26 protein-coding genes and 1 pseudogene are annotated in these 21,109 nt (G+C 29.6%); 6 read left to right on the top strand and 21 right to left on the bottom strand.

Annotated elements, in window-relative coordinates:
- Positions 1-55: 55 nt before the first annotated feature.
- Complete coding sequence (obgE, locus tag Q0L44_RS10615) at positions 56-1,045, top strand: GTPase ObgE (RefSeq protein ID WP_296638296.1); 990 nt, start codon at positions 56-58, stop codon at positions 1,043-1,045.
- A 1-nt stretch (position 1,046) separates the two neighbouring features.
- Here obgE and Q0L44_RS10620 read toward each other — a convergent pair whose 3' ends face one another.
- The 5 genes and pseudogenes from Q0L44_RS10620 to ade form a co-directional block, all read right to left on the bottom strand.
- Positions 1,047-1,517 (bottom strand): hypothetical protein, encoded by a 471-nt coding sequence (locus tag Q0L44_RS10620; protein ID WP_296638298.1) that lies wholly within the window; start codon positions 1,515-1,517, stop codon positions 1,047-1,049.
- A 58-nt stretch (positions 1,518-1,575) separates the two neighbouring features.
- Positions 1,576-1,908 (bottom strand): energy transducer TonB, encoded by a 333-nt coding sequence (locus tag Q0L44_RS10625; RefSeq protein WP_366085438.1) that lies wholly within the window; start codon positions 1,906-1,908, stop codon positions 1,576-1,578.
- A gap of 75 nt (positions 1,909-1,983) precedes the next feature.
- Positions 1,984-2,295: pseudogene (locus tag Q0L44_RS10630) on the bottom strand (BlaI/MecI/CopY family transcriptional regulator); the annotation flags it as partial.
- 158 nt (positions 2,296-2,453) lie between these two features.
- Entirely contained in the window at positions 2,454-3,044 is a 591-nt protein-coding gene (locus tag Q0L44_RS10635) for an alkylphosphonate utilization protein (protein ID WP_296638299.1), read from the bottom strand.
- 296 nt (positions 3,045-3,340) lie between these two features.
- Complete coding sequence (gene ade / locus Q0L44_RS10640; protein WP_296638301.1) at positions 3,341-4,963, bottom strand: adenine deaminase; 1,623 nt, start codon at positions 4,961-4,963, stop codon at positions 3,341-3,343.
- Positions 4,964-5,042: 79 nt separating this feature from the next.
- On the opposite strand from ade, the gene Q0L44_RS10645 reads away from it, so the two are divergent.
- Complete coding sequence (locus Q0L44_RS10645) at positions 5,043-5,756, top strand: peptidoglycan DD-metalloendopeptidase family protein (protein WP_296638303.1); 714 nt, start codon at positions 5,043-5,045, stop codon at positions 5,754-5,756.
- Between the two features lie 9 nt (positions 5,757-5,765).
- On the opposite strand, the gene Q0L44_RS10650 is transcribed toward Q0L44_RS10645, so the two are convergent.
- Together Q0L44_RS10650 and Q0L44_RS10655 are read right to left on the bottom strand one after the other, a co-directional pair.
- The gene (locus Q0L44_RS10650) at positions 5,766-6,314 is read right to left on the bottom strand and encodes a 5-formyltetrahydrofolate cyclo-ligase (RefSeq protein ID WP_296638306.1); all 549 of its coding nucleotides are present in this window, start codon (positions 6,312-6,314) and stop codon (positions 5,766-5,768) included.
- 1 nt (position 6,315) lies between these two features.
- Positions 6,316-6,684 carry an MmcQ/YjbR family DNA-binding protein gene (locus Q0L44_RS10655; protein ID WP_296638308.1) on the bottom strand — a complete coding sequence of 123 codons (369 nt, stop codon included), beginning with the start codon at positions 6,682-6,684 and terminating at the stop codon, positions 6,316-6,318.
- Between the two features lie 47 nt (positions 6,685-6,731).
- Here Q0L44_RS10655 and Q0L44_RS10660 point away from each other — a divergent pair, with 47 nt between their 5' ends.
- Positions 6,732-7,712, top strand: a complete 981-nt coding sequence (locus Q0L44_RS10660) for a CorA family divalent cation transporter (protein WP_296638311.1) — start codon at positions 6,732-6,734, stop codon at positions 7,710-7,712.
- Positions 7,713-7,769: 57 nt separating this feature from the next.
- Here Q0L44_RS10660 and Q0L44_RS10665 read toward each other — a convergent pair whose 3' ends face one another.
- The 6 genes from Q0L44_RS10665 to Q0L44_RS10690 all read right to left on the bottom strand — a co-directional run bounded on the left by Q0L44_RS10665 (position 7,770) and on the right by Q0L44_RS10690 (position 12,520).
- Positions 7,770-8,714, bottom strand: coding sequence for an alpha/beta hydrolase (locus tag Q0L44_RS10665; RefSeq protein ID WP_296638313.1), 945 nt, complete (start codon positions 8,712-8,714; stop codon positions 7,770-7,772).
- Positions 8,715-9,464: a cyclase family protein gene (locus Q0L44_RS10670; protein WP_296638316.1), complete on the bottom strand. Its 750-nt coding sequence runs from the start codon at positions 9,462-9,464 to the stop codon at positions 8,715-8,717. It abuts the gene before it with no gap.
- Between the two features lie 37 nt (positions 9,465-9,501).
- The gene (gene hemW, locus Q0L44_RS10675) at positions 9,502-10,635 is read right to left on the bottom strand and encodes a radical SAM family heme chaperone HemW (RefSeq protein WP_296638319.1); all 1,134 of its coding nucleotides are present in this window, start codon (positions 10,633-10,635) and stop codon (positions 9,502-9,504) included.
- Entirely contained in the window at positions 10,632-11,186 is a 555-nt protein-coding gene (gene ruvC, locus Q0L44_RS10680; RefSeq protein ID WP_053973234.1) for a crossover junction endodeoxyribonuclease RuvC, read from the bottom strand. Before ruvC ends, hemW begins: the two co-directional genes overlap by 4 nt.
- Before the next feature lie 146 nt (positions 11,187-11,332).
- Complete coding sequence (gene mnmD, locus Q0L44_RS10685) at positions 11,333-12,004, bottom strand: tRNA (5-methylaminomethyl-2-thiouridine)(34)-methyltransferase MnmD (protein WP_296638324.1); 672 nt, start codon at positions 12,002-12,004, stop codon at positions 11,333-11,335.
- A 6-nt stretch (positions 12,005-12,010) separates the two neighbouring features.
- Positions 12,011-12,520 (bottom strand): DUF4920 domain-containing protein, encoded by a 510-nt coding sequence (locus tag Q0L44_RS10690; RefSeq protein ID WP_296638327.1) that lies wholly within the window; start codon positions 12,518-12,520, stop codon positions 12,011-12,013.
- A 118-nt stretch (positions 12,521-12,638) separates the two neighbouring features.
- Between Q0L44_RS10690 and Q0L44_RS10695 the strand changes: the two genes are divergently transcribed.
- Positions 12,639-13,694, top strand: coding sequence for a branched-chain amino acid aminotransferase (locus Q0L44_RS10695; protein ID WP_296638329.1), 1,056 nt, complete (start codon positions 12,639-12,641; stop codon positions 13,692-13,694).
- Between the two features lie 78 nt (positions 13,695-13,772).
- On the opposite strand, the gene Q0L44_RS10700 is transcribed toward Q0L44_RS10695, so the two are convergent.
- On the bottom strand, positions 13,773-14,165 hold the full coding sequence (locus Q0L44_RS10700; protein WP_296638332.1) for a nucleoside triphosphate pyrophosphohydrolase family protein: 393 nt from the start codon (positions 14,163-14,165) through the stop codon (positions 13,773-13,775).
- 156 nt (positions 14,166-14,321) lie between these two features.
- Here Q0L44_RS10700 and Q0L44_RS10705 point away from each other — a divergent pair, with 156 nt between their 5' ends.
- The gene (locus Q0L44_RS10705; protein WP_053973240.1) at positions 14,322-14,528 is read left to right on the top strand and encodes a hypothetical protein; all 207 of its coding nucleotides are present in this window, start codon (positions 14,322-14,324) and stop codon (positions 14,526-14,528) included.
- On the opposite strand, the gene Q0L44_RS10710 is transcribed toward Q0L44_RS10705, so the two are convergent.
- Entirely contained in the window at positions 14,525-15,100 is a 576-nt protein-coding gene (locus tag Q0L44_RS10710) for a hypothetical protein (RefSeq protein ID WP_296638336.1), read from the bottom strand. The two genes, Q0L44_RS10705 and Q0L44_RS10710, sit on opposite strands and share 4 nt — an antisense overlap.
- A gap of 178 nt (positions 15,101-15,278) precedes the next feature.
- Complete coding sequence (locus Q0L44_RS10715; protein WP_296638339.1) at positions 15,279-15,836, bottom strand: DNA-3-methyladenine glycosylase I; 558 nt, start codon at positions 15,834-15,836, stop codon at positions 15,279-15,281.
- Between the two features lie 87 nt (positions 15,837-15,923).
- Between Q0L44_RS10715 and Q0L44_RS10720 the strand changes: the two genes are divergently transcribed.
- Positions 15,924-16,361, top strand: a complete 438-nt coding sequence (locus Q0L44_RS10720) for a DUF6146 family protein (RefSeq protein ID WP_296638341.1) — start codon at positions 15,924-15,926, stop codon at positions 16,359-16,361.
- On the opposite strand, the gene Q0L44_RS10725 is transcribed toward Q0L44_RS10720, so the two are convergent.
- The 5 genes from Q0L44_RS10725 to Q0L44_RS10745 all read right to left on the bottom strand — a co-directional run bounded on the left by Q0L44_RS10725 (position 16,354) and on the right by Q0L44_RS10745 (position 21,044).
- Positions 16,354-16,848 (bottom strand): dihydrofolate reductase, encoded by a 495-nt coding sequence (locus Q0L44_RS10725; RefSeq protein ID WP_296638344.1) that lies wholly within the window; start codon positions 16,846-16,848, stop codon positions 16,354-16,356. The genes Q0L44_RS10720 and Q0L44_RS10725 overlap by 8 nt on opposite strands.
- Before the next feature lie 82 nt (positions 16,849-16,930).
- Positions 16,931-17,755 (bottom strand): thymidylate synthase, encoded by an 825-nt coding sequence (locus Q0L44_RS10730; RefSeq protein ID WP_296638346.1) that lies wholly within the window; start codon positions 17,753-17,755, stop codon positions 16,931-16,933.
- Between the two features lie 138 nt (positions 17,756-17,893).
- Positions 17,894-19,297 carry a nucleoside transporter C-terminal domain-containing protein gene (locus Q0L44_RS10735; protein ID WP_296638348.1) on the bottom strand — a complete coding sequence of 468 codons (1,404 nt, stop codon included), beginning with the start codon at positions 19,295-19,297 and terminating at the stop codon, positions 17,894-17,896.
- A gap of 20 nt (positions 19,298-19,317) precedes the next feature.
- Positions 19,318-19,926 carry a bifunctional nuclease family protein gene (locus Q0L44_RS10740; protein ID WP_296638563.1) on the bottom strand — a complete coding sequence of 203 codons (609 nt, stop codon included), beginning with the start codon at positions 19,924-19,926 and terminating at the stop codon, positions 19,318-19,320.
- A 158-nt stretch (positions 19,927-20,084) separates the two neighbouring features.
- A complete protein-coding gene (locus Q0L44_RS10745; protein WP_296638351.1) occupies positions 20,085-21,044 on the bottom strand; it encodes an electron transfer flavoprotein subunit alpha/FixB family protein in 960 nt (319 codons plus the stop codon).
- Positions 21,045-21,109 lie beyond the last annotated feature (65 nt).

The raw sequence follows: 21,109 nt of genomic DNA on the forward strand, positions 1-21,109 counted from the left end.
TCTTATTACACCCAATAGTATTCTTGTACTGCAAGATTTAAAGAAATAAAAAAACATGACTGAAGGAAACTTTGTAGATTATATTAAAATATATGCTTCTTCTGGTAAAGGTGGACAAGGTTCTGCGCATTTACACAGAGAAAAATATATTACCAAAGGTGGTCCTGATGGTGGTGATGGAGGACGTGGAGGACACATCATTTTGCGAGGAGACAAAAACATGTGGACTTTATTTCATTTAAAGTTTAAACGTCATTTTAGAGCAGAAGGTGGTGGAGCAGGAAGTAAAAGTAGAAGTACAGGTTCTGATGGTGAGGATATTTATGTAGATGTACCTTTAGGAACAATTATTAAAGATGCAGATACAGACGAAGTAATTGTTGAAATTACCGAAGATAAAAAAGAAGTAATTTTATTAAGAGGTGGTAAAGGTGGTTTAGGAAACTGGAACTTTAAATCATCTACAAATCAAACTCCAAGATATGCACAACCAGGCATGGATGGTGCAGAAGGTTGGTTTAGAATTGAATTAAAATTATTGGCAGATGTTGGTTTAGTAGGTTTTCCTAATGCTGGTAAATCTACCTTATTATCTGTGTTAACTTCTGCAAAACCAAAAATTGCAGATTATGCTTTTACAACACTAAAACCCAATTTAGGAATTGTAGAACATAGAAATCATCAAACTTTTGTAATGGCAGATATTCCTGGTATTATAGAGGGTGCTGCTGAAGGAAAAGGTTTAGGTCATCGTTTTTTACGACATATAGAGCGTAATTCTGCCTTACTTTTCTTAATTCCTGCAGATGCTGATGACATCAACAAAGAATATGAAATTTTGTTGAATGAACTTAAAAAACACAATCCAGAATTGTTAGATAAAGATCGTTTATTGGCAATTTCAAAATCGGATATGTTAGATGATGAACTACAAGCAGAAATTAAAGCTGATTTACCAAAAGGTGTAAATGCTTTATTTATTTCTTCTGTAGCTCAAAAAGGCTTGCAAGAGCTAAAAGACAAACTTTGGAAAATGCTAAACTAATTCAGTTTTTTAACTGAATTTTTATAGGCAACTGATATCTTGTAGTAACTGGTATACCTCTTTTTATGGCAGGATAAACTTTGCTTAATTTATTTACAGAAGCTTGTACTAGACTATCAAATTTAGGTAACTCTTTTTTTAATAAATTTGAAGCTTGCAAACTTTGATAGTTTATAACACCGTTTTTATCTATTAGTAAATCTACCAAAACAGTTTCATTTATAGAATCTTTAATAATAAAGGTGTGTTTTTTTAGCTCCTCTCCTATTTTGGTATATATTGAAGTTCTAAAGCAATTTTGTTTGTTAATCTTCTGTATGATTGAATCACAATTTGTAAATGAAGGATAAGTATCTACTGAAGTAAAATCTACTATAGTATCTAAGCCTTTTATGTTACTATCTGAAGTAAGCGCAATTTTATTGCAAGAAGTAATAAAAAACAGAAATATCAAAAAAATAAAAACACGCATATATAGCTCTCTAAATGTAGTGTGAATTTACTAAAAATTACTGAACTTTATTTTAAATTTATTCTACAAACAAAGTAAAAGGTATAGAATATTTAACACTAACTTTTTTACCTTTATTCTCACCTGGCTGTATTTTAGGTAAAGTTTCCATTACTCGAATAACTTCTTTCTCAATCTCAGGATGTGGAGCTCTAGAAATTACATCTACTACATCACCTTCTTTATCTATTTTAAAACCAATAAAAACACGCTTTTTACCAGGGCTTAATCCTAAAGTTTTTGGTATTTTACTATCGAAATTTTTAACAAAATGTTTCTGAACCATTCTAGAAAAACAGGCTTTATCTCCATCTTCACAGCCAGGAAAAACAGGGACTTTATCAATAGTCATAAAAGATACAGTTTCTGTCCCTACAACTGTTCTTTCGTTAATTCTATTTAAGAAACCTTTTTTTCGTAAAACCTTTATCTCATTTTCTTTTACAAAAAACGAAACCATACTTTTAAATGATCCTTGAAAATACCAATTCATTAACTTGTGTAAACTTTCATTGCTATAGGTATCTTTATCAATTATTGGATAATAAACATACCCTCTACCTTCTTCTTTGTGTGCAACAAATTCTTTTGTTTCTAAAATTCTAATTATTGTAGAAACTGTGTTGTATGCAGGTTTTGGTTCTGGTAACTTTTCGATAACTTCTTTAACAGAGGTTTCTTCTAAATCCCATAAAACTTGCATTATTTGTTCTTCTGCTTTTGTTAATTGTTTTGCCATAATTTTCAACTAATATTTTAGTTCAACAAAACAAATACAACTAAATATTTAGTTTAAACTAATTTTTTAGTTGAAAAATCTAATAATACTTGTAGTTCAAAATCAAAAAAGCCTTTAATCATAAGGATTAAAGGCTTCTTATTATAATTTAAAAAATACTATTCTTTATCAGCGATTTTTTTTACGTAATCTGTTATAATCACTATTTGTGTTGGACCAACTTTACCTTCTATGTATTTTGCATTTTCATGATCTAAAGAAATTCTACGAACTGCTGTGCCTTGCTTTGCCACCATACTAGAACCTTTAACTTTTAAGTCTTTAATCAGTACTACATTATCTCCTGCTTGTAATATTGTACCATTAACATCTCTATGAATTATTTTTTCACTTTCAGATAAGTGATCTCCAGATTCTTTAGCATAAGCCAATTCAGTATCTTCCATATACATCATGCCTAATAAATCTGTAGGCCAATCCTCATTTTTTAAACGATGTAACATTCTCCAAACAACAACTTTTACTGGGGTAAACTCAGACCACATTGCATCATTTAAACAACGCCAATGATTTACGTTTACCTCTTCTGGGTTTTCAATTTGATTAATACAAGTTTCGCAAGCTAGAATACTGCCGTCAAAACCACCTGTAGAAATTGGTTTTACCTCATAAATAGATAAATTCTGCTTTGCTGCACATAATTCACATTGATTCCCACTTCTCTTTTCTAAATCTTGCTGTAAATTCATTATTGTTTTTTGGTTGCTGATGGCAAATTTAGGATTTTATTTGAAGCTATTTCCTGCTTTTCGCACTCGCTTTTTTATTCTGAAAAAGAATAAAAAGAGCTCAAACAACTGCTACAAAAAGGGCTAAACTCGTTTGCTTAATTTCTAATTCTATTTTTATAATGTCAGTTTTGTCATTCCTATATAAAGAATACCTCTAATTTTACTAGCTAAAACATCTACATAATATTGGTGTATGTTTTTCAAATCTACTATTAAATTATGGATTCTCACTTTCGTTGGAATAACAAAAGTGGTTACTCAACCTCCAAAGATGTAAATTCAAAATTTGCCCCATCAAACAATCCTTTGTCAGATAGTTTTAAAGATGGTATTACTAGTAACGCCATAAAAGACAAACTCATGTAAGGTGCTTTTAATTGGCTACCCATTTCTTTAGCCATTTTATCTAATGATACATAAGCAACTCCAATTTCTTTTGCTGGTTTATCAGACATAATCCCTGCGACTGGTAAAGATACTATTTTTTGTTGGGTTGATGTTACAGCACAAACTCCACCTCTATTTTCGATAATTAAATTTACAGCTTTACATATCATTTCGTCAGAGACTCCAATTGCGATGATATTATGAGAATCATGACCAACAGAGCTTGCAATTGCACCTTCTTTTAGTCCGAAATTTTTAATAAATCCTATTGACGGTTCAGCGTTTTTATAACGATTAACAACAGTCATCTTTAAAATATCAGTATCAATATTCGAAACTAAATTTCCATTTTCAATTAAAGAATCTACTTCTATTTTATTGGTAACTAACTCCCCATCTAAAGCTTTAATTACTTTAATTTTTGCTGATGAAGATTCAAATTTAAAATCTTCTATTTTCTTTTTATCAGTATTAAAATTATTCAATACTTCAAAACTCACATCTCTTACAAATGATTTACGATCCTTAGCAACCAATTCACCATTAATATAGGTTTCTAAAACATTGAATTTCTCTAGATTATCAATAACAATAAAATCAGCAAAATCATCTTTTTGCAATAAACCAACATCCAAATCATAATGCTTTACAGCATTGATACAGGCTGCTTGTAACACTTTAAAAACATCTATTCCTTTTGCAACTGCCCTTTCACACAATTGATTAATGTGGCCCAACAATAAATCATCTGGATGTTTATCATCAGAACAAAACATCATGTTTTCGAAATTATCTGGCAAAAGCTCAATTAAAGCTTCAAAATTTTTGGCAGCAGAACCTTCTCTAATAATTACTTTCATTCCTTTTTGTAATTTCTCTTTGGCTTCATCAAAAGAGAAACATTCGTGATCTGTAGAAATACCTGCTGCAATATATTTGGTAATCTCGTTACTTCTTAAACCTGGCGCATGCCCATCAATAGGTTTGTTGTTGTTTTTTGCATGCTGTATTTTTGCTAAAACTTCTGTATCATCAAAGAGAACTCCAGGATAATTCATCATTTCTGCTAAATATTTAATATCTGGACTTTCCATCATTCTTTTAATATCACCAGCATTAATAATTGCTCCTGCACTTTCAAAAGAAGTTGCTGGCACACAACTTGGCGCTCCAAAATTGAATTTCAATGGAACTTTCTTCCCATTTTCTATCATAAAATCTACACCTGCCAACCCTAAAACATTCGCAATTTCGTGAGGATCTGAAACGGTTGCAACTGTACCATGGGTTACTGCAATTTTTGCAAACTCAGAAGGCACTAACATAGAACTTTCAATATGGATGTGTGCATCTACAAACCCTGGTAAAATGAAAGTTTCTATAGAATGATTAGATTCACGGATTTCTACAATTTTCTCACCTCTAACCTCAACTTCTCCTTTAGAAATAGTACGATTTTGTATGTCTACTATATTTCCCTGAATTATCATTTTTATTGCTTTTACACAAAACTACAAATAATAGAAAGAGGATTTCTTAAAATGTAAATAGAATATTCTATTTTTGAATATGGATAGAAAAATACAGTATAAAGAATTTAAGAACTGGGCAGAAAAACACCAATTCTCTCTTAACGATTTGTTTCCAACTATTAGGAAAACTAAGGTATATCATATAGATTTAAGTAAAGAAAATACCACTGTAAGAACTGAAGCTGAATTTAATAACCCTGTATCTTTTAAAGGTAAATTAGCTGAAATTCAAGAAAAAAATGCGGATACTATTATTACTGGTGGTTATTTAGAAAAACGATCATTATATACTTCAGATATTTACAATTCAGAGAACTCTACAGAGAAGAGAAATATACATTTAGGGATAGATTTTTGGTTGGCAGGAGGTACTGCAATTCATGCTTTTTTAGAAGGGGAAGTAGTGTGTGCTGTTCATCAAAAATCTCATAAAGGTTATGGAGGTTTTATGATTTTAAAACATAAAATTGATAATCTAGAATTTTATACTTTATATGGCCATCTTTCTGAAGAAAGTATAAATAAATGTACTGTTGGCAATCCATTAAAAAAAGGGGATAAAATTGGTATTCTTGGCACCTATGAAGAAAATGGGTCTTGGGTACCTCATTTACATTTTCAAATAATGCTTTCTTTATTAGATTATAAAGATGATTTTCCAGGCGTGGCATTAGAAAGTGAAATTGATTTTTGGAGAGAAATGTGCCCTAATCCTAATTACCTCATTAAAAGCAAAGCTTTGAACCAATAGCATAATTTATTATTTAGGATAAAGAACTAGATCTAACGAAATATCAAATTGATTTTTATCTGCTATATGTCTTATAGGTGTAAAAAAATTAAGGCCTATTTTTTTGCAATCTTTTCTACAATTAGATAAAAATCGATCATAAAAACCCTTGCCATAACCAACTCTGTAGTTGTTTTTATCTGAAATTAAAAGCGGAACAAAAACTATATCTAAATCTATCTCTTTTGCTTGAACTGCATTTTTAGGTTCTGGAATTCCATATTTATTCAATTCAATCTGAGTGTCGTTTTCTAAATAAAAATGAGTTAAAGTGTTGTTTATAAAATTACTTTTAGACACTACGATTTGAATATTTTTACTTCTAAAATAATCGATAATTGGTTTTGTATCAATCTCTTTAAATTTTTCTAATGTTAAAAAAACATGAATGATTTTAACGCTTGATATATCTAAATCATAAATTTGCTGATAAATATTTTGTTGCAAATTCTGAGTGTCAGAAAAAGATAAATCTTGCCTTTTTTGTTTGAATATTTTTCGAAGTTCTGTTTTTAGCATCTTACAAACTTTCTAATTCAGTTTTTGCTTTTTTAGTAAGACCTTTTACAACTAAATCATAAGAATGATTTATCAATTGATAAACCATTTCAGTAGAAACATCAGCATTGTTTATAATAACAGAGTTCCAATGTTTTTTATTCATATGATATCCCGCTGAAATACCATCATATTCAGACCTTAAATTTATTGCTTTTTCTGGATCACATTTTAAGCCGATAGCAAATTCTCCTTTTTCCCAAGCATTTAGGTTTACAACAGCAAATATTTTTTGCTTTACTTTAAAAACCAAAGTAACATCATCGAAAGGAAAATGTTCTGTAACTCCTTTCTTACTAATGCAAGAATCTCTTAATTGCGCTATGTTCATTTTTAATAATGTATCTTTATAATACCAAATTTACAATTATTTTGCACATGAAAAGTGAATTTTTAAAGCAGACTTCGTTGATCAGCTATTCTAAAAAAAACTATGAAAAATTAAGCTACATAGCTATTTCTGATATTATTCTTAGTAATACAACACCATTTACTGAATGGCTAAATACCTATGGAATAACATATAGAGAAGATTATAAAAAAGTAATAACTAATAATAAATTAGATGATTTTTTAATAAAGTTATTTATGGATAAAGAACATTCTAATAAAGTAATTTTATTGAATGATTTGGTTTTTATAAGTACAAGAGTTTTAAAAACGGAAAGCAGAGCATTAGATTCTGAACAAATGTTCTTTATTATATCTTCTGGTTTTTTGTGGAGTATTCAAGAAAAAGAAGGTGACTATTTTAATTGGATTCGCGAAAGAATTGAGAGCAATAGTGGCATTGTTCGTAGAAAAAAAGCAGATTATTTGTTGTTTTTAATTTTAGAATCTATTGTTGACAATTACGAAGAAACCTATCAAAAAAATGCAGAACTAAGTACTTCTATTTTAGAAGCAGAAAATATAAAACCAACACCAGATTTTACAGCTAAAGTTGAAAAAAGAAAACAGGAATTATTTAATTTTAAAAAAGCTACTTTAAGTCTAAAAGACACAATTATTAAACTAGAAAAAATAAAAATTAACAATTTTGATATTAAATATTTTAGCGAACTAAAAGAGCAAACAAATAATTTGATCTCTAATATCGATTTTGAATTGCAAGAGCTCGAAAGCAAAATAAATTTGATTTTTAGCATACAAGGCCATCGTTTAAATGAAGTAATGAAAACGCTTACAATATTATCTGTAATATTTATTCCGCTTACTTTTTTAGCAGGAATTTACGGAATGAATTTCGAACACATTCCAGAGCTTAAATTTAAATATGGTTATTTTATGTTACTTGGAATTATGGTCTTAGTAACCATTATTTCTATTTGGTATTTTAAGCGTAAAAAGTGGTTTTAAATTTTATGGGTATATAATTTCAAAGAATTTAATAAATTAAGAGAATAGCTTTTATTTCTAGTTACTTAAAAAAGATCTTAAAACATCCAAACTCTCTTTTGGATTTTCTTCCATAGGCACATGACCAGAATTTTCTAATACTACTAATTTAGAGTTTTGCATTATACTATCCATACGTTTTCCATTATATAAAGGAATCCAATTATCTTGTGCACCCCAAATTAATAATGTTGGTGTTTGCACATTTTTTAGTTTCTCAAAATTTGCTTTTGAGCCTTGTTTAAAATCCATTCTTGCTCTATCTATAAAGGCTTGTCGGTTTCCTTCTCTTAAAGCCATTTTATGGTATCTACTAACTAAATTATCTGTGATTTTTTTGTAATCTGCATAAACCTCTTGCATATTTTTATTGATAAAAAACTTTGGAGTTATGTGTAAAAATAAGTTACTTAAAACTGGCATTTTTGCCATTTTAAAAACAGCTGGCTGTGGCTTATTTGTTGGCAAGCCACTAGAGGCTACCAAAATTAATTTATTAACTTTAATGGGATGTTCTGCTGCATAATTCCAAGCAATATTACCTCCTAAAGAATTACCTGCCAAATGAAAACTATCAATAGCTATTTCGTTTAAAAATTGATCTAAAAAGGTTGTGTATGTGTTTATGGAATAATCTGCAGTTTCATTTGGACCTGTTAAACCAAAAGCAGGCAAATCCATTCTAATTATAGTGTTGGTTTTCTTTAATTCTTTAGTCCAATCATCCCAAGTATGCAAAGAAGATGCTGTTCCATGAATTAAAACAATTGGAAAACCTTCTCCTTCAATTCTGTAATGCACTTGCATACCATCAACTTCTATAAACTTAGAGTATTGATTAGCATATTCTACCTTTAAATCATCAACAGAAATATCTGAATATACTATACTATTTATTGCTAAAATTAAAGCAATTAGAATCGTATATAACCAATATTTTCTTTTAGACGATTTGGATTTCATTTACTTATTAATTTTATACAAAATAGGTTTACTTGGTGTAGCATCATTCTCAAAAGGTGCAACCATTAAGTTTAATAAATACTCACCATCTGTAACATCATTTGGTACGTAAATGAATTCTGTAATTGTAGCATCCATTCTTAAAGGTCCATTAGTATTCCAAAAGGCATTATGTGCTAATAACTTTCCTTCATCTTTTTCTTTATCTACAGAAGGAAGGTCTACCAATAAATGCTTTATGTTTTTCTGTTTTAAAAATTCAGCGGTTTCCTCTAATAAATACGTAGGGTTTGTATTTGAGTACTGCATGCTTTTTTTATCGGATAAATTTGGTAATGTTCTAATAATCACAGCATCTCTTTTCTTATTTCTTAAGGCCATTTTTAGCTGTTTTGTTGCTATAACCATATCACCATCAACCTCTATAGGTGCAATTGTAATTAACTCTGCTAAATGAAAGTAATGCTTTAGATTTTGATTTACAGAATGTACTTTCTTTGTGATATGACCAACACATTCTGTGTGTGTTATATGAGAATGAGGGTTAAAATGTATAGAGTTGAAATTAACAACTGCACCATTTTCTACAGAAATATTTTCGCCTTCAGACTCTTCAGGAAAAATCTTTGGCTCTTTTAAATACCAAGCATTTACATTTTGCTTAGTAGCATTTATTGCAATTGAAATATCTATAGGTTTAGAAACATCTATTTCTATTTTTCTTGAATTGTATTCTATTATTGCTTTCATAATTACTGCTTGTAATTCTGTATTTTTTAATTGATAATTATTTTAAGTTTAGCATAAATAAATCTGAAGCCAAACCATCTGATAAAAATTTACCTTTTCTAGTTGTTTTTAAAACATCATTTTCAATACACAGCAATTCTTGATCTATATATTTCTGTACTTGCATTTTAAGGTATTTTGCATAATTACCTCCAAAATCTGATTCAATTTTAGAAAAAGAAACACCCCAAATTGTGCGCAAACCAGTCATAACATATTCGTTATACCTATCTATAACGGAGAGTGTTTCTCTTTGAATTGGTAATTTATTTTCTACAATATCTTTAATGTATTTTGTATTATTCTGAACATTCCAACTACGTTGTATACCATCAAAAGAATGAGCTGCTGGACCAATACCTAAATATGATTTACCTAACCAATATGCTGAATTATTCTTACTAAAAAAATTCTCTTTACCAAAGTTAGAAAGTTCATAATGTATAAAACCAGCTGCATTTAATTCGTCTGTAAGAATTAGAAATTGTTCTTCTGCTTTATCATCGTCTACATTTTTAATGACACCTTTATCTATAAAACGTTCTAGAGCTGTATTTGGCTCTACAGTTAGTGCATAACTAGATATATGAGGCACACCAAAACTAAGTGCTGTTAAAATATTACTTGTCCACTGCTCATTAGAACAATCAGGTATTCCGTAAATTAAATCTACAGAAATATTAGAAAAATATTGAGTAGCAATTTGCAGACATTTTTTAGATTCCTCTGCATTGTGTGCTCTATTCATTAGCTTTAAATCTCTCTCAAAAAAAGACTGCACACCAATACTTAATCTATTAATTTTTGATGCTGCTAATTCTTTTATTTTTTCTTCTGATAAGTCATCAGGATTGGCTTCTAACGTAATTTCAGGATACTCAACAACATCGAAACTACTGTAAACAGCTTCAATTAACCTATTTATCTCTTCAGTTGATAAAATACTAGGAGTTCCACCTCCAAAATAAATGGTTTCTACAACATCATTATTCAATTCAGATTTACGCAACTCAATTTCTTTAACCAAACAATCTAAAAGTTCTTTTTTCTTTTTTAAGGATGTAGAAAAATAAAAGTTGCAGTAATAACAAGCTTGTTTACAAAATGGGATATGTATGTATATTCCAATCATTTTTTTACCCTTTTTTCATTCTGTTTTACAAAGCTTGCCCAGCCAGAATAATTTTTACCACCAACTACTTTACCTGAATTATAATAGTGACAAACTGCTGCTGCTAAACCATCTGTTGCATCTAAATTTTTGGGCAATGTTTTAAGGTTTAAAAGAGATTTTAGCATTAAAGCCACTTGCTCTTTACTAGCATTACCATTCCCTGTAATTGCCATTTTAATTTTTTTGGGCAGATATTCTGTTATTGGCACTTCTCTAGATAAACCAGCAGCCATTGCTACACCTTGTGCTCTACCTAACTTTAACATAGATTGCACATTCTTACCAAAAAAAGGCGCTTCAATTGCAATCTCGTCTGGATGATAGGTATCTATAAGTTCTATAGTTCTTTCAAATATTAATTTCAGCTTTAAATAATGATCATCGTACTTTTTTAGAATTAATTCGTTCATTTGAATAAATTCCATTTTTTTACCCACAATTTTTATGAGACCAAATCCCATAATTGTTGTTCCTGGATCAATACCTAAAATAATTTTTTCAGTTGCCAAATATTAATTGAATAATGAATTTAAAAGAGATTCTGCATTAAACCATAAAAATAGAATGACAGCTAATAATAATACTAAAAACAATCCTTTTTTAGGTTTCGATTCTTTTTTTCTACCAAATTTTCTTTTAAACTCCATTGTTTTATTTAGCTTTTAGTTGCTCTAAGCATTTCTCTTTTTCCTGGTGGCCCTTCTAATCTTTCTACTGTAAAACCTACAACTTGCATAGCTCTTCTAACACTGCCCTTTGCAGAATAAGTAGTTAAAATTCCGCCTTTTTTTAAAGCAATATACATTTTCTTAAAAATGCTTTCAGTCCATAATTCTGGTTGATTTTTAGCACCAAAAGCATCAAAATAAATTAAGTTAAATACATCTACGTCATTAATATGCTCAAAAAACTGCTTTCTCTTTAAAAGTTGAAAGTTGGAAGAAATTGTATGTTTTTCTTCCCAAGCAACTTCATGCATTTGTTTAAAATCTTTTTTAAAAGCTAAGGCATTTAATTCAGACACATAATTTAAACTTTCTATTTCGTTTTCAGATACAGGATAGGCTTCTACCCCAACATATGAAACAGATATATTTTTCTTCTTAGTCTCTAAATACGTTATAAATGAATTTAAACCAGTACCAAAACCAATTTCTAAAATTGATAATTGCTTTTCTGATTTTTCTAAATATTTATACAAACCCGTTTTTATAAAAACGTGTTTTGCCTCTTGTATTGCACCATGTTTGGAATGATATTGTTCATCCCAATCTGGAAGGTGAATACTAGTTGAACCATCAGATGTTATAAAAACTTCTCTCTTCAATAGTAATTATTTCTTCATTAAAACACCATTTGCTTCAAAAGCAAATTCATTTTTTGGCTCTGTAATTAATGCAATTTCTTCTTCAGTTTTACCTGCATCCTCTGCATAATGTCTTAATTCATCTACAGAAGTTTCTTTTACAAATGCTTTACCAGCTACTATAACTTCTTTCTCTTTTGAATCTAAAGGTATGAAAAATCCGTAATCTTTAAAACGAACCATAGTTTCAGTTTCTGAATCTAAAGGTAACTTCATCCAACACCCTTTTTTAGAACAAACTTCATTAATTTTTGATGCAAATTTTGCGTCAATAGTGTCTCCAACATTCATGTTTTCGAACTTAGCTAACATCTCATCAGAAGTCATTACTGCATCATCACTTATTTTATCACCAAAAGAATTGTAACTTTCTGCGATAACCTCTACATTTTTTGTTTCAGATTTATCTGTTTTTTCACTCTTACAAGCAGTTGCTACCAACAAAAAAACAACACATAATTGAATTATATTTTTCATATTATAATTATTTAACATATTTATTACAAAAGTAATAAATTTAACAACAAAACTAGGTCTTTGTATAAGAATTGGATAAATAAATTATGTACATTTGCAGTCTAAAATTCAACTTAAAATGACTTCAAATATAGAAATTCAACGTGTAAAAAAATCAAAGATTGACGCTGTTGATTTTAACAACTTACCTTTTGGAAGTGTATATTCTGATCATATGTTAACCTGTGATTTTGTGGATGGTAGATGGCAAACTCCAAAAGTTGAGCCTTTTGCCCCAATTTCATTAGATCCTTCAGCCAAGATTTTTCATTATGGACAATCTATTTTTGAGGGAATGAAAGCCTACAAAGATGCTGATGGAAACATGATGCTTTTTAGACCTTTAGAAAACTGCAAGCGTTTAAATAAATCTGCTGAACGTTTGGTTATACCTCAAATTCCTGAGGATATTTTCATGGATGGTTTAAAGAAACTTTTAGAAATAGATAGTGCTTGGATACCTACATACGAAGGTAGTTCATTATATATTAGACCATTCATGTTTGCAACTGGTAATGGTTTTCATGCATCTCCTGCAGATGCTTACAAGTTTGTTATTTGTACTGCACCTTCTGGTGCTTATTTTGCTGGTAAAGTAAAAGTATTAATTGAAGAAAAATATGCTAGAGCTGCAAATGGTGGTGTTGGTTATGCTAAAGCAGGTGGTAACTATGCTGCACAATTTTATCCAACTCAATTAGCAATAGAAAAAGGATACAACCAAGTAATTTGGACAGATGATAACACACACCAATTTATAGAAGAAGCTGGTGCAATGAACATTTTTATCAGAATAAATGACACTTTAATTACCAGCCCAACTAGTGATAGAATATTAGATGGTATTACTCGTAAAAGTATTTTACAGATTGCAGAAGATAATGGTATACAAACAGAGGTAAGAAAAATTTCTGTTGGTGAAGTTGTGGATGCTGCTAAAAATGGTAACTTAAAAGAAATGTTCGGTGCAGGAACTGCTGCTGTTATTTCACCAATTGCTGGTTTTGGATATCAAGAAAATGATTTTGATTTACCTGAATTAGAAAATCCTTATGCACAACAGCTAAAAAAATTAATTACAGATATTCAAACTAACAAAACTGAAGATCCTTATGGATGGAGAATTATGGTTTAAGATAATTTGATTTATAAAAAAAGCATCACTTAAGTGATGCTTTTTTTATGATTTAAAATGGTTTTTATTCAGTAAAAACTAAGTATTAGAATTTAAAATTTTTTCGATATTGGGTTTAAAATAGTTTGGTCCTTTTAACACTTTACCATCTTCTCTGTAAATTGGTTCTCCATCTTCACCCAATTTACTCATGTTTGAGTTTTGTATTTCGTTAAAAACCTCTTCAATTTTATTTTGCATTCCATGCTCTATAATTGTACCACATAAGATATAAAGCATATCTCCTAAAGCATCTGCAACCTCTACCAAATCGTTATTTTTAGCAGCCTCTAAGTACTCTTCATTTTCTTCTTTCATTAATTCATATCGCAATTGTTTTCTATCATCAGAAATACCTACAGTTGGTGAATTTTGAATATTTAATTTAAATGCACTATGAAATGCGTGTACAGCAGCTATTTTATTTTTCATTTTAGTAGTTTTTTTTAAAGTTCTGTATCCTTAAAAGATTAGAATTGGTATATAATTTTGTAATTTTGCAATTTTGCAATTAACAATATAGAAATTCTTCTTATATAAGAAACTCTAAATTATTTATTATTTACAAAACTTATAAAGATAAACCTCATGATTTTTAATGCTTACTTTACTACTGGCAGAATTATGTTTATGGTATTTTTTGTGTTAGCTTTTGGTATTTTAATTTACCTAAGCTACAAGAAAGATACAGGAAACCACAATCGTTATTATAAAGGTGCAGGGAAAAAAGTATTAATATATGGAGGTCTTATCATCGCTATTTTTACTGCAATAAGATTAATTTTCGGAAACTAATTTTTACGAAATATTTTTAAACGATTCCAAACTTTTTTATTTATTTGAGTGTAAATAAAGAAACAGCTTATGTCTAACAAAAAATAAAACAAACTTATTCCACTTGGAGGATTGTTACTAGGCAAAAAATCAAAAAAACCAAATGCAGTTTCTGGCCATTTCCAGCAACTAAATGCAGTACCTCCTATTTCTAAAATAGCCACTAAAATATACATAGCGTAAAAGAACAATCTATCTTTAGGCCTTTTTAGAAGCAACAGAAATACACAAATTGTCATTACAAAACCAAAGAGATCTGTAAAAAAGGCCAGGTAAATAGTTGCAAAAATACCAATTGCAATTGCAAACAATTGTTCTATAGCTTTATGATGTTTTCTTACCACTGATTCTTTACTAAACATAAATATTCTACCGTATAAAGCTGCATGACCAATAGGGACATATAAAGGCACATTCTCTAGTCTGTAAGTATACATTCCTAAAAACCTCGAGAAAAAATATTCACCTAAAAAACCTAGTATTACTGCATAAATCATTAATTCTTTTACTTTTGGTATAGATCTAAAATACATTTTAAAAAAACCAGCAAGCATCAAAATATTTATCCAAATTTGAGAATCTGAAATATTTTCAGCAAAATAAATACTATCAAAAAAAATACAAAAACAAAAAATATAAATCGACCAATTTCTCTATTAAAGATTGCTACAATCTCTTTTAAATCTTGTTTAGGTATTTGGAATATTTGCATTAATTGGAATATTTAAAACAATTTCTGGTATGATCATTAACCATACCTATTGCCTGCATAAAAGCATACACAACTGTTGATCCTACAAATTTAAAACCTTTTTTCTTTAAATCTTTAGAAATTATATCTGATAATTCTGTAGTTGCAGGCACCTCTTTTTTACTGTGAAACTTATTTAAGATAGGTTTGTGATTTACAAAGCTCCATATATACTTAGAGAACGAACCATACTCTTTTTTAATTTCAATAAATAATTGAGCGTTTATAATAGCACTTCTAATCTTTAGTTTATTTCTAATAATACTAGCATTTTTAAGCAACTCATTATACTTAGTTTCTGAATATTTTGAAATTTCATAATAGTCAAATCCATCAAAAGCGGCCCTAAAATTCTCTCTTTTGTTAAGAATAGTAATCCAACTTAAACCAGCTTGAAAAGTTTCTAAAAGTAAAAACTCAAACAGAGTCTCATCATCATAAACTGGAACACCCCATTCAAAATCATGATAATCTTCATACAATTTGCTATCTGTAACCCAAAAACAACGCTGTTCCATGTATTTTAATTTAGCTAAGAAGTGCTATATTTTGCACTAAAAAAGTTTATTTTAAAATCAATATATAAATTAATATCTTTATAATGTATGAAAATCTTTAAACACCTCTTATTACTAACTATTTTCAGTTTATGCTATTACAATTGTAAATCATTACCTTACAACAATAAAGTTAAAACTTTAGAAGAAAAACCTGTTGTAATTGAAAACGATAGCTTAGCCTATGAGATTATAATTATAGAACCTGGCTTTACAAACTTTTTAAATAATATTGCACAACCTGAAGGGTTTTACTCTCAAAAGTATCTTGAATCTAGAAACAGAACCTGGGTAATAACTTGGAATGAAAGAGCTAGAAATCCTCTTCGATTCAATCCTTCTATTTATGAAAACAGTATCGATTTTCAACCAACTATAAATTATGGGTATGATGTGAATTATAAACTATTTAATTATTTTTTATTTGCACAAAAAAAATACAGAATGAATTTAGGTGGTGGATTTAGAACCAATAGAATTAATTAGTTATTTTTTTATACTTAATAAAGCTATAGCTATATTTATTTTTTTCATCTGGTTCAAAATCTTCTTGCGTTACTTTTTTCCAAATTAAAGGATCAATTTTAGGGAAATAAACATCAGCTTCGAATTTTTCGTGAACAAAAGTTATGTCTAAAACATCGGCTAATTGTTGTTTAACAGCGTATTCATAAATTTGAGCACCTCCTATAATAAATATTTGCTCATCTTCTTTAGCCATTTCTAGAGCTTGCTCTAAACTATTTGCGACTAAACATCCTTCTTTTTGATAATCAGTATTTCTAGTTACAATTACTGAAGTTCTGTTTGGTAAAGGTTTTCCTATAGAATCATAAGTGTTTCTTCCCATAATGATATGGTGCCCTGTAGTAACTTGCTTAAACCTTTTTAGGTCTGCAGGCAAATACCAAATTAAATCGTTGTCTCTGCCCAGTTCATTATTTTTTGCAAATGCTGCTATAATTGTAATCATGTAATATAATCGATTAAAATGAAGTAAGCATAGTTAATGTATGTACTTCATAGACAAATTAGTTTATAATTTATACCATTTCTTAAATAGCGACTTTCCCTTTTATATGAGGATGTGGATTATAATCCAACAATTCAAAATCATCAAAAGTAAAATCTTCAATGTTTGTAATTGCAGAATTTAACTTCATTTTTGGCAAGGGTCTAATATCTCTAGATAATTGCAATTCCAGTTGCTCTATATGATTATTATAGATATGAGCATCTCCAAAAGTATGAATAAATTCACCTGCCTCATAACCACAAACCTGAGCCATCATCATAGTGAATAAAGCGTAAGAAGCTATATTAAAAGGTACTCCTAAAAATATATCAGCACTTCTTTGGTATAATTGACATGATAATTTACCGTCAGAAAAATAAAACTGAAAAAATGCATGACAAGGAGGTAATGCAGCTTTTCCGTTTGCAACATTTTCTGAGAAAGTTTTACTTGTATCTGGCAAAACAGAGGGGTTCCAAGCAGAAACCAACATTCTTCTTGAATTAGGGTTGGTTTTTAAAGTTGCGATAACTTCTTTTAACTGGTCTACCTCATCACTATTCCAATTACGCCATTGATGTCCATAAACGGGTCCTAAATCTCCATTTTCGTCTGCCCATTCATTCCAAATTCTAACTCCATTTTCTTGCAAATAATTTATGTTAGTATCTCCTTTTATAAACCATAATAATTCATGAACAATACTTTTTAAATGCAACTTTTTAGTAGTTACCATCGGAAAACCTTCACTTAAATCAAATCGCATTTGATATCCAAAAACACTTTTAGTTCCTGTTCCAGTTCTGTCTTCCTTTTCATTTCCGTTTTGTAAAACATGTTTTACTAAATCGTGGTATTGTTTCATAATTAAAATTCACTTTTTGTAAAAATAAAAAAGCTTCCACTAAATAAGTTGAAGCTTTTTAAAAATTGTATAAAAGTTATTAACGAATTGAAGATAAAATATATAATCTAATTAATACTTATGATTTTATTCTTGTTGTTATCCAATAATCATCCCTGCAATTGCAGCAGACATCAAAGATGCAATTGTCCCTCCAATTAAGGCTTTTACTCCAAATTCAGACAAAGTTTTTCGTTGGCTTGGCGCTAAAGAACCTATACCACCAATTTGAATACCAATAGAGGCAAAGTTTGCAAAACCGCACAACATATAGGTAGCCATAATAATAGATTTGTTAAATGATAAATGTGTAGCACTTGTAATATCTTTTAGCTCTGCTAGTTGTATATACCCAACAAATTCACTTGCAGCTAATTTAATACCTAATAATTGCCCCATTAAAGCCATATCTTCTGCAGCAACTCCAATTAACCACATTAAAGGCGCAAATAAATAACCTAAAATGGCTTCTAAAGAAAAACTATTATATTCAGTATTTGCTGCCATCCAAGAGTTTAAGGTTGTTATATCTCCTACCCAACCTAAAATCCCGTTAATCATTGCAATTACAGCAACAAATACAAGCAACATAGCTCCTACATTTACTGCAAGTCTTAGCCCCTCTGTTGTTCCATTTGCAATTGCATCTAAAATATTAGATCCTATTTTTTCTTGTGAAACTGATACATCTGTATTTACTGCTTCTGTTTGCGGATATAAAATTTTTGAAATTACAATTGCACCAGGTGCTGCCATAACTGAAGCTGCAAGTAAATGCTTTGCAAAAATTAATTCTAACGTTTTATCACCACCACCTAAAAAACCAATATAAGCTGCTAACACAGCACCAGCAACTGTAGCCATACCTCCTATCATTACTAACAGCATCTCAGACCTATTCATCTTATCTAAATAAGCCTTAATTAGTAATGGAGCTTCTGTTTGACCTAAAAATATATTACCTGCTACAGATAAACTTTCTGTTCCTGAAATACCTAAAACTTTACTTAAAGCTATAGCTAGAAGCTTCACAACTTTTTGAATAATACCTAAATAAAATAATAATGATGTTAAGGCCGAAAAGAAGATTATCGTTGGTAAAACTTGAAAAGCAAAAATATACCCAAAAGTATTTACATCACCTACCATACCTGAAAACAGAAACTCGCTTCCTGCTTTGGTATATTCTAAAATTTCGATAAAAATTCCGCCTATAAATTCAAAAACCTTCTGAATAAAAGCAATTTTTAGCACACCAATTGCAATTAATAATTGAATTGATAAACCTATACCTACTTTTTTCCAATCAATAGCTTTTTTATTACTACTAAATAAAAATGCAATTATAATTAAAGAGCACATTCCTAAGACACCCCTCCATAAACTATTAAAAGAAAAACCTTGGCTCGGTAAAATCTTACTCGCTGTTTGCACAACCTCTGTATCTTGAGAAAAAATAGACAAAGAAAAGATACAGAAAAATACGATAAGTATTTTTTTCATAATTATAATATAAATAAGTTTTAAGAGCGTTTGCTTATTTCGTCTCTAATATTTGCTGCCAGTTCGTAATTTTCATTGGCAACAGCAAGATCTAACTGTTTATTTAATTCTTTCAAGGATAACGAAGTATAGTCTTTTTTTATTGATGAAGAATCATTCTTAGAAACCATATCCTCTTTTTGATTTAAATTATTTTGTATTTCTAACTCCTCTTCTACTTTAAGATAAACACCTGCTTTATCCAAAATATTTTCATAAGTATAAATAGGAGCATCAAATCGAACTGCAATAGCAATTGCGTCTGAAGTTCTAGTATCTATGACTTCTTTTTTGCCATCTTTTTCGCAAACTAAACTTGAAAAAAACACACCATCAACTAATTTATGGATAATAACTTCTTTTATATTAATAGAAAAAGTAGCAGAAAATGTTTTAAATAAATCGTGTGTTAGTGGTCTTGGAGGCCTAATTTCTGTTTCTAAGGCAATAGCAATAGATTGTGCTTCAAAAGCTCCAATAATAATAGGTAAAGTTCTTGTTCCTTCTATCTCGCTCAAAACCAAAGCATAAGCACCAGTTTGTGTTTGACTATAAGAAATCCCTTTGATGGTTAATAATGTTAAACTCATAGACAAATCTACATAATTAAAAAGCAAATAAACTTTTTTTAAGAGGGCACAATTTAATAAAAATAATAGATTGAGAACTTTTATTTCGTGAGTTTTTTAAAAAGTAAAAACCTACTAAAAGAATAGTAGGTTTTTTTTTAATCTTCTTTTTTAAAAAATTAAGAAGCTTGTTTAAAAGCTTTTAATTTTTCTATTAAGGTTGGCACAACTTCAAAAGCGTCACCAACAATACCATAATCTGCAGCTTTAAAGAAAGGTGCCTCAGGATCAGTGTTAATAACTACTTTTACTTTTGATGCATTAATACCTGCTAAATGCTGTATCGCTCCAGAAATACCTATTGCTATGTATAAATTAGATGCAACAGGCTTACCTGTTTGACCTACGTGTTCTCCATGAGGCCTCCATCCTAAATCAGAAACTGGCTTAGAACATGCAGTAGCTGCTCCTAAAACATCAGCTAAATCTTCAACCATATTCCAATTTTCTGGCCCTTTTAAACCTCTACCTGCAGAAACTACAACTTCTGCATCTGCAATAGTAACTTTACCTGTTACTCTTTCTAGTTTTTCTGAAGTAACTCCAGAATCTACTACTGCAGCATCAAAATTTTCTGTTGATCCTGAAACTGCATTCTCATGCACACCATAAGAATTTTTAGCTACCCCAATAATTTTATTATCTGTAGTAATTACTGTATTACTAAAACCTTTATTTGAGAACGCTTTTCTTTTTACTCTAAAAGGAGCTGTTGAACTTGGTAATTCTACTACATTTGATGCATAGCCTGCATCTAAAGCTACTGCTAATAATGGTGCTGCATGTAAAGTATCAATACTTGAATCTAAAACAACCACTGATGCTCCAACAGATGAAGCTGCCTGCTCAATAACAGAGGCATACTTTTTTGCATTAAAAGTTGATAATGAATCATTAGTAACTGAAAGTACTTTTTCTGCACCATAAGTATACAGCTCTTCATTATTATTAGCGTTTATTGTTATAGCTACAAGATTGCTACCTAATTGCTCAGCAACTTTTTTGGCATAAGAAACAACTTCAAATGCACTTTTCTTAAATTTTCCTTCTGTTGAATCTGCGAAAACTAAAACTGACATATATTTTAAGTTTTATATGTTGATTTTTTATCAAACTAAAAAAACAACAAGATTATTTTTTATTT

The organism is Polaribacter sp., assembly GCF_024639685.1.
GTDB lineage: Bacteria > Bacteroidota > Bacteroidia > Flavobacteriales > Flavobacteriaceae > Polaribacter.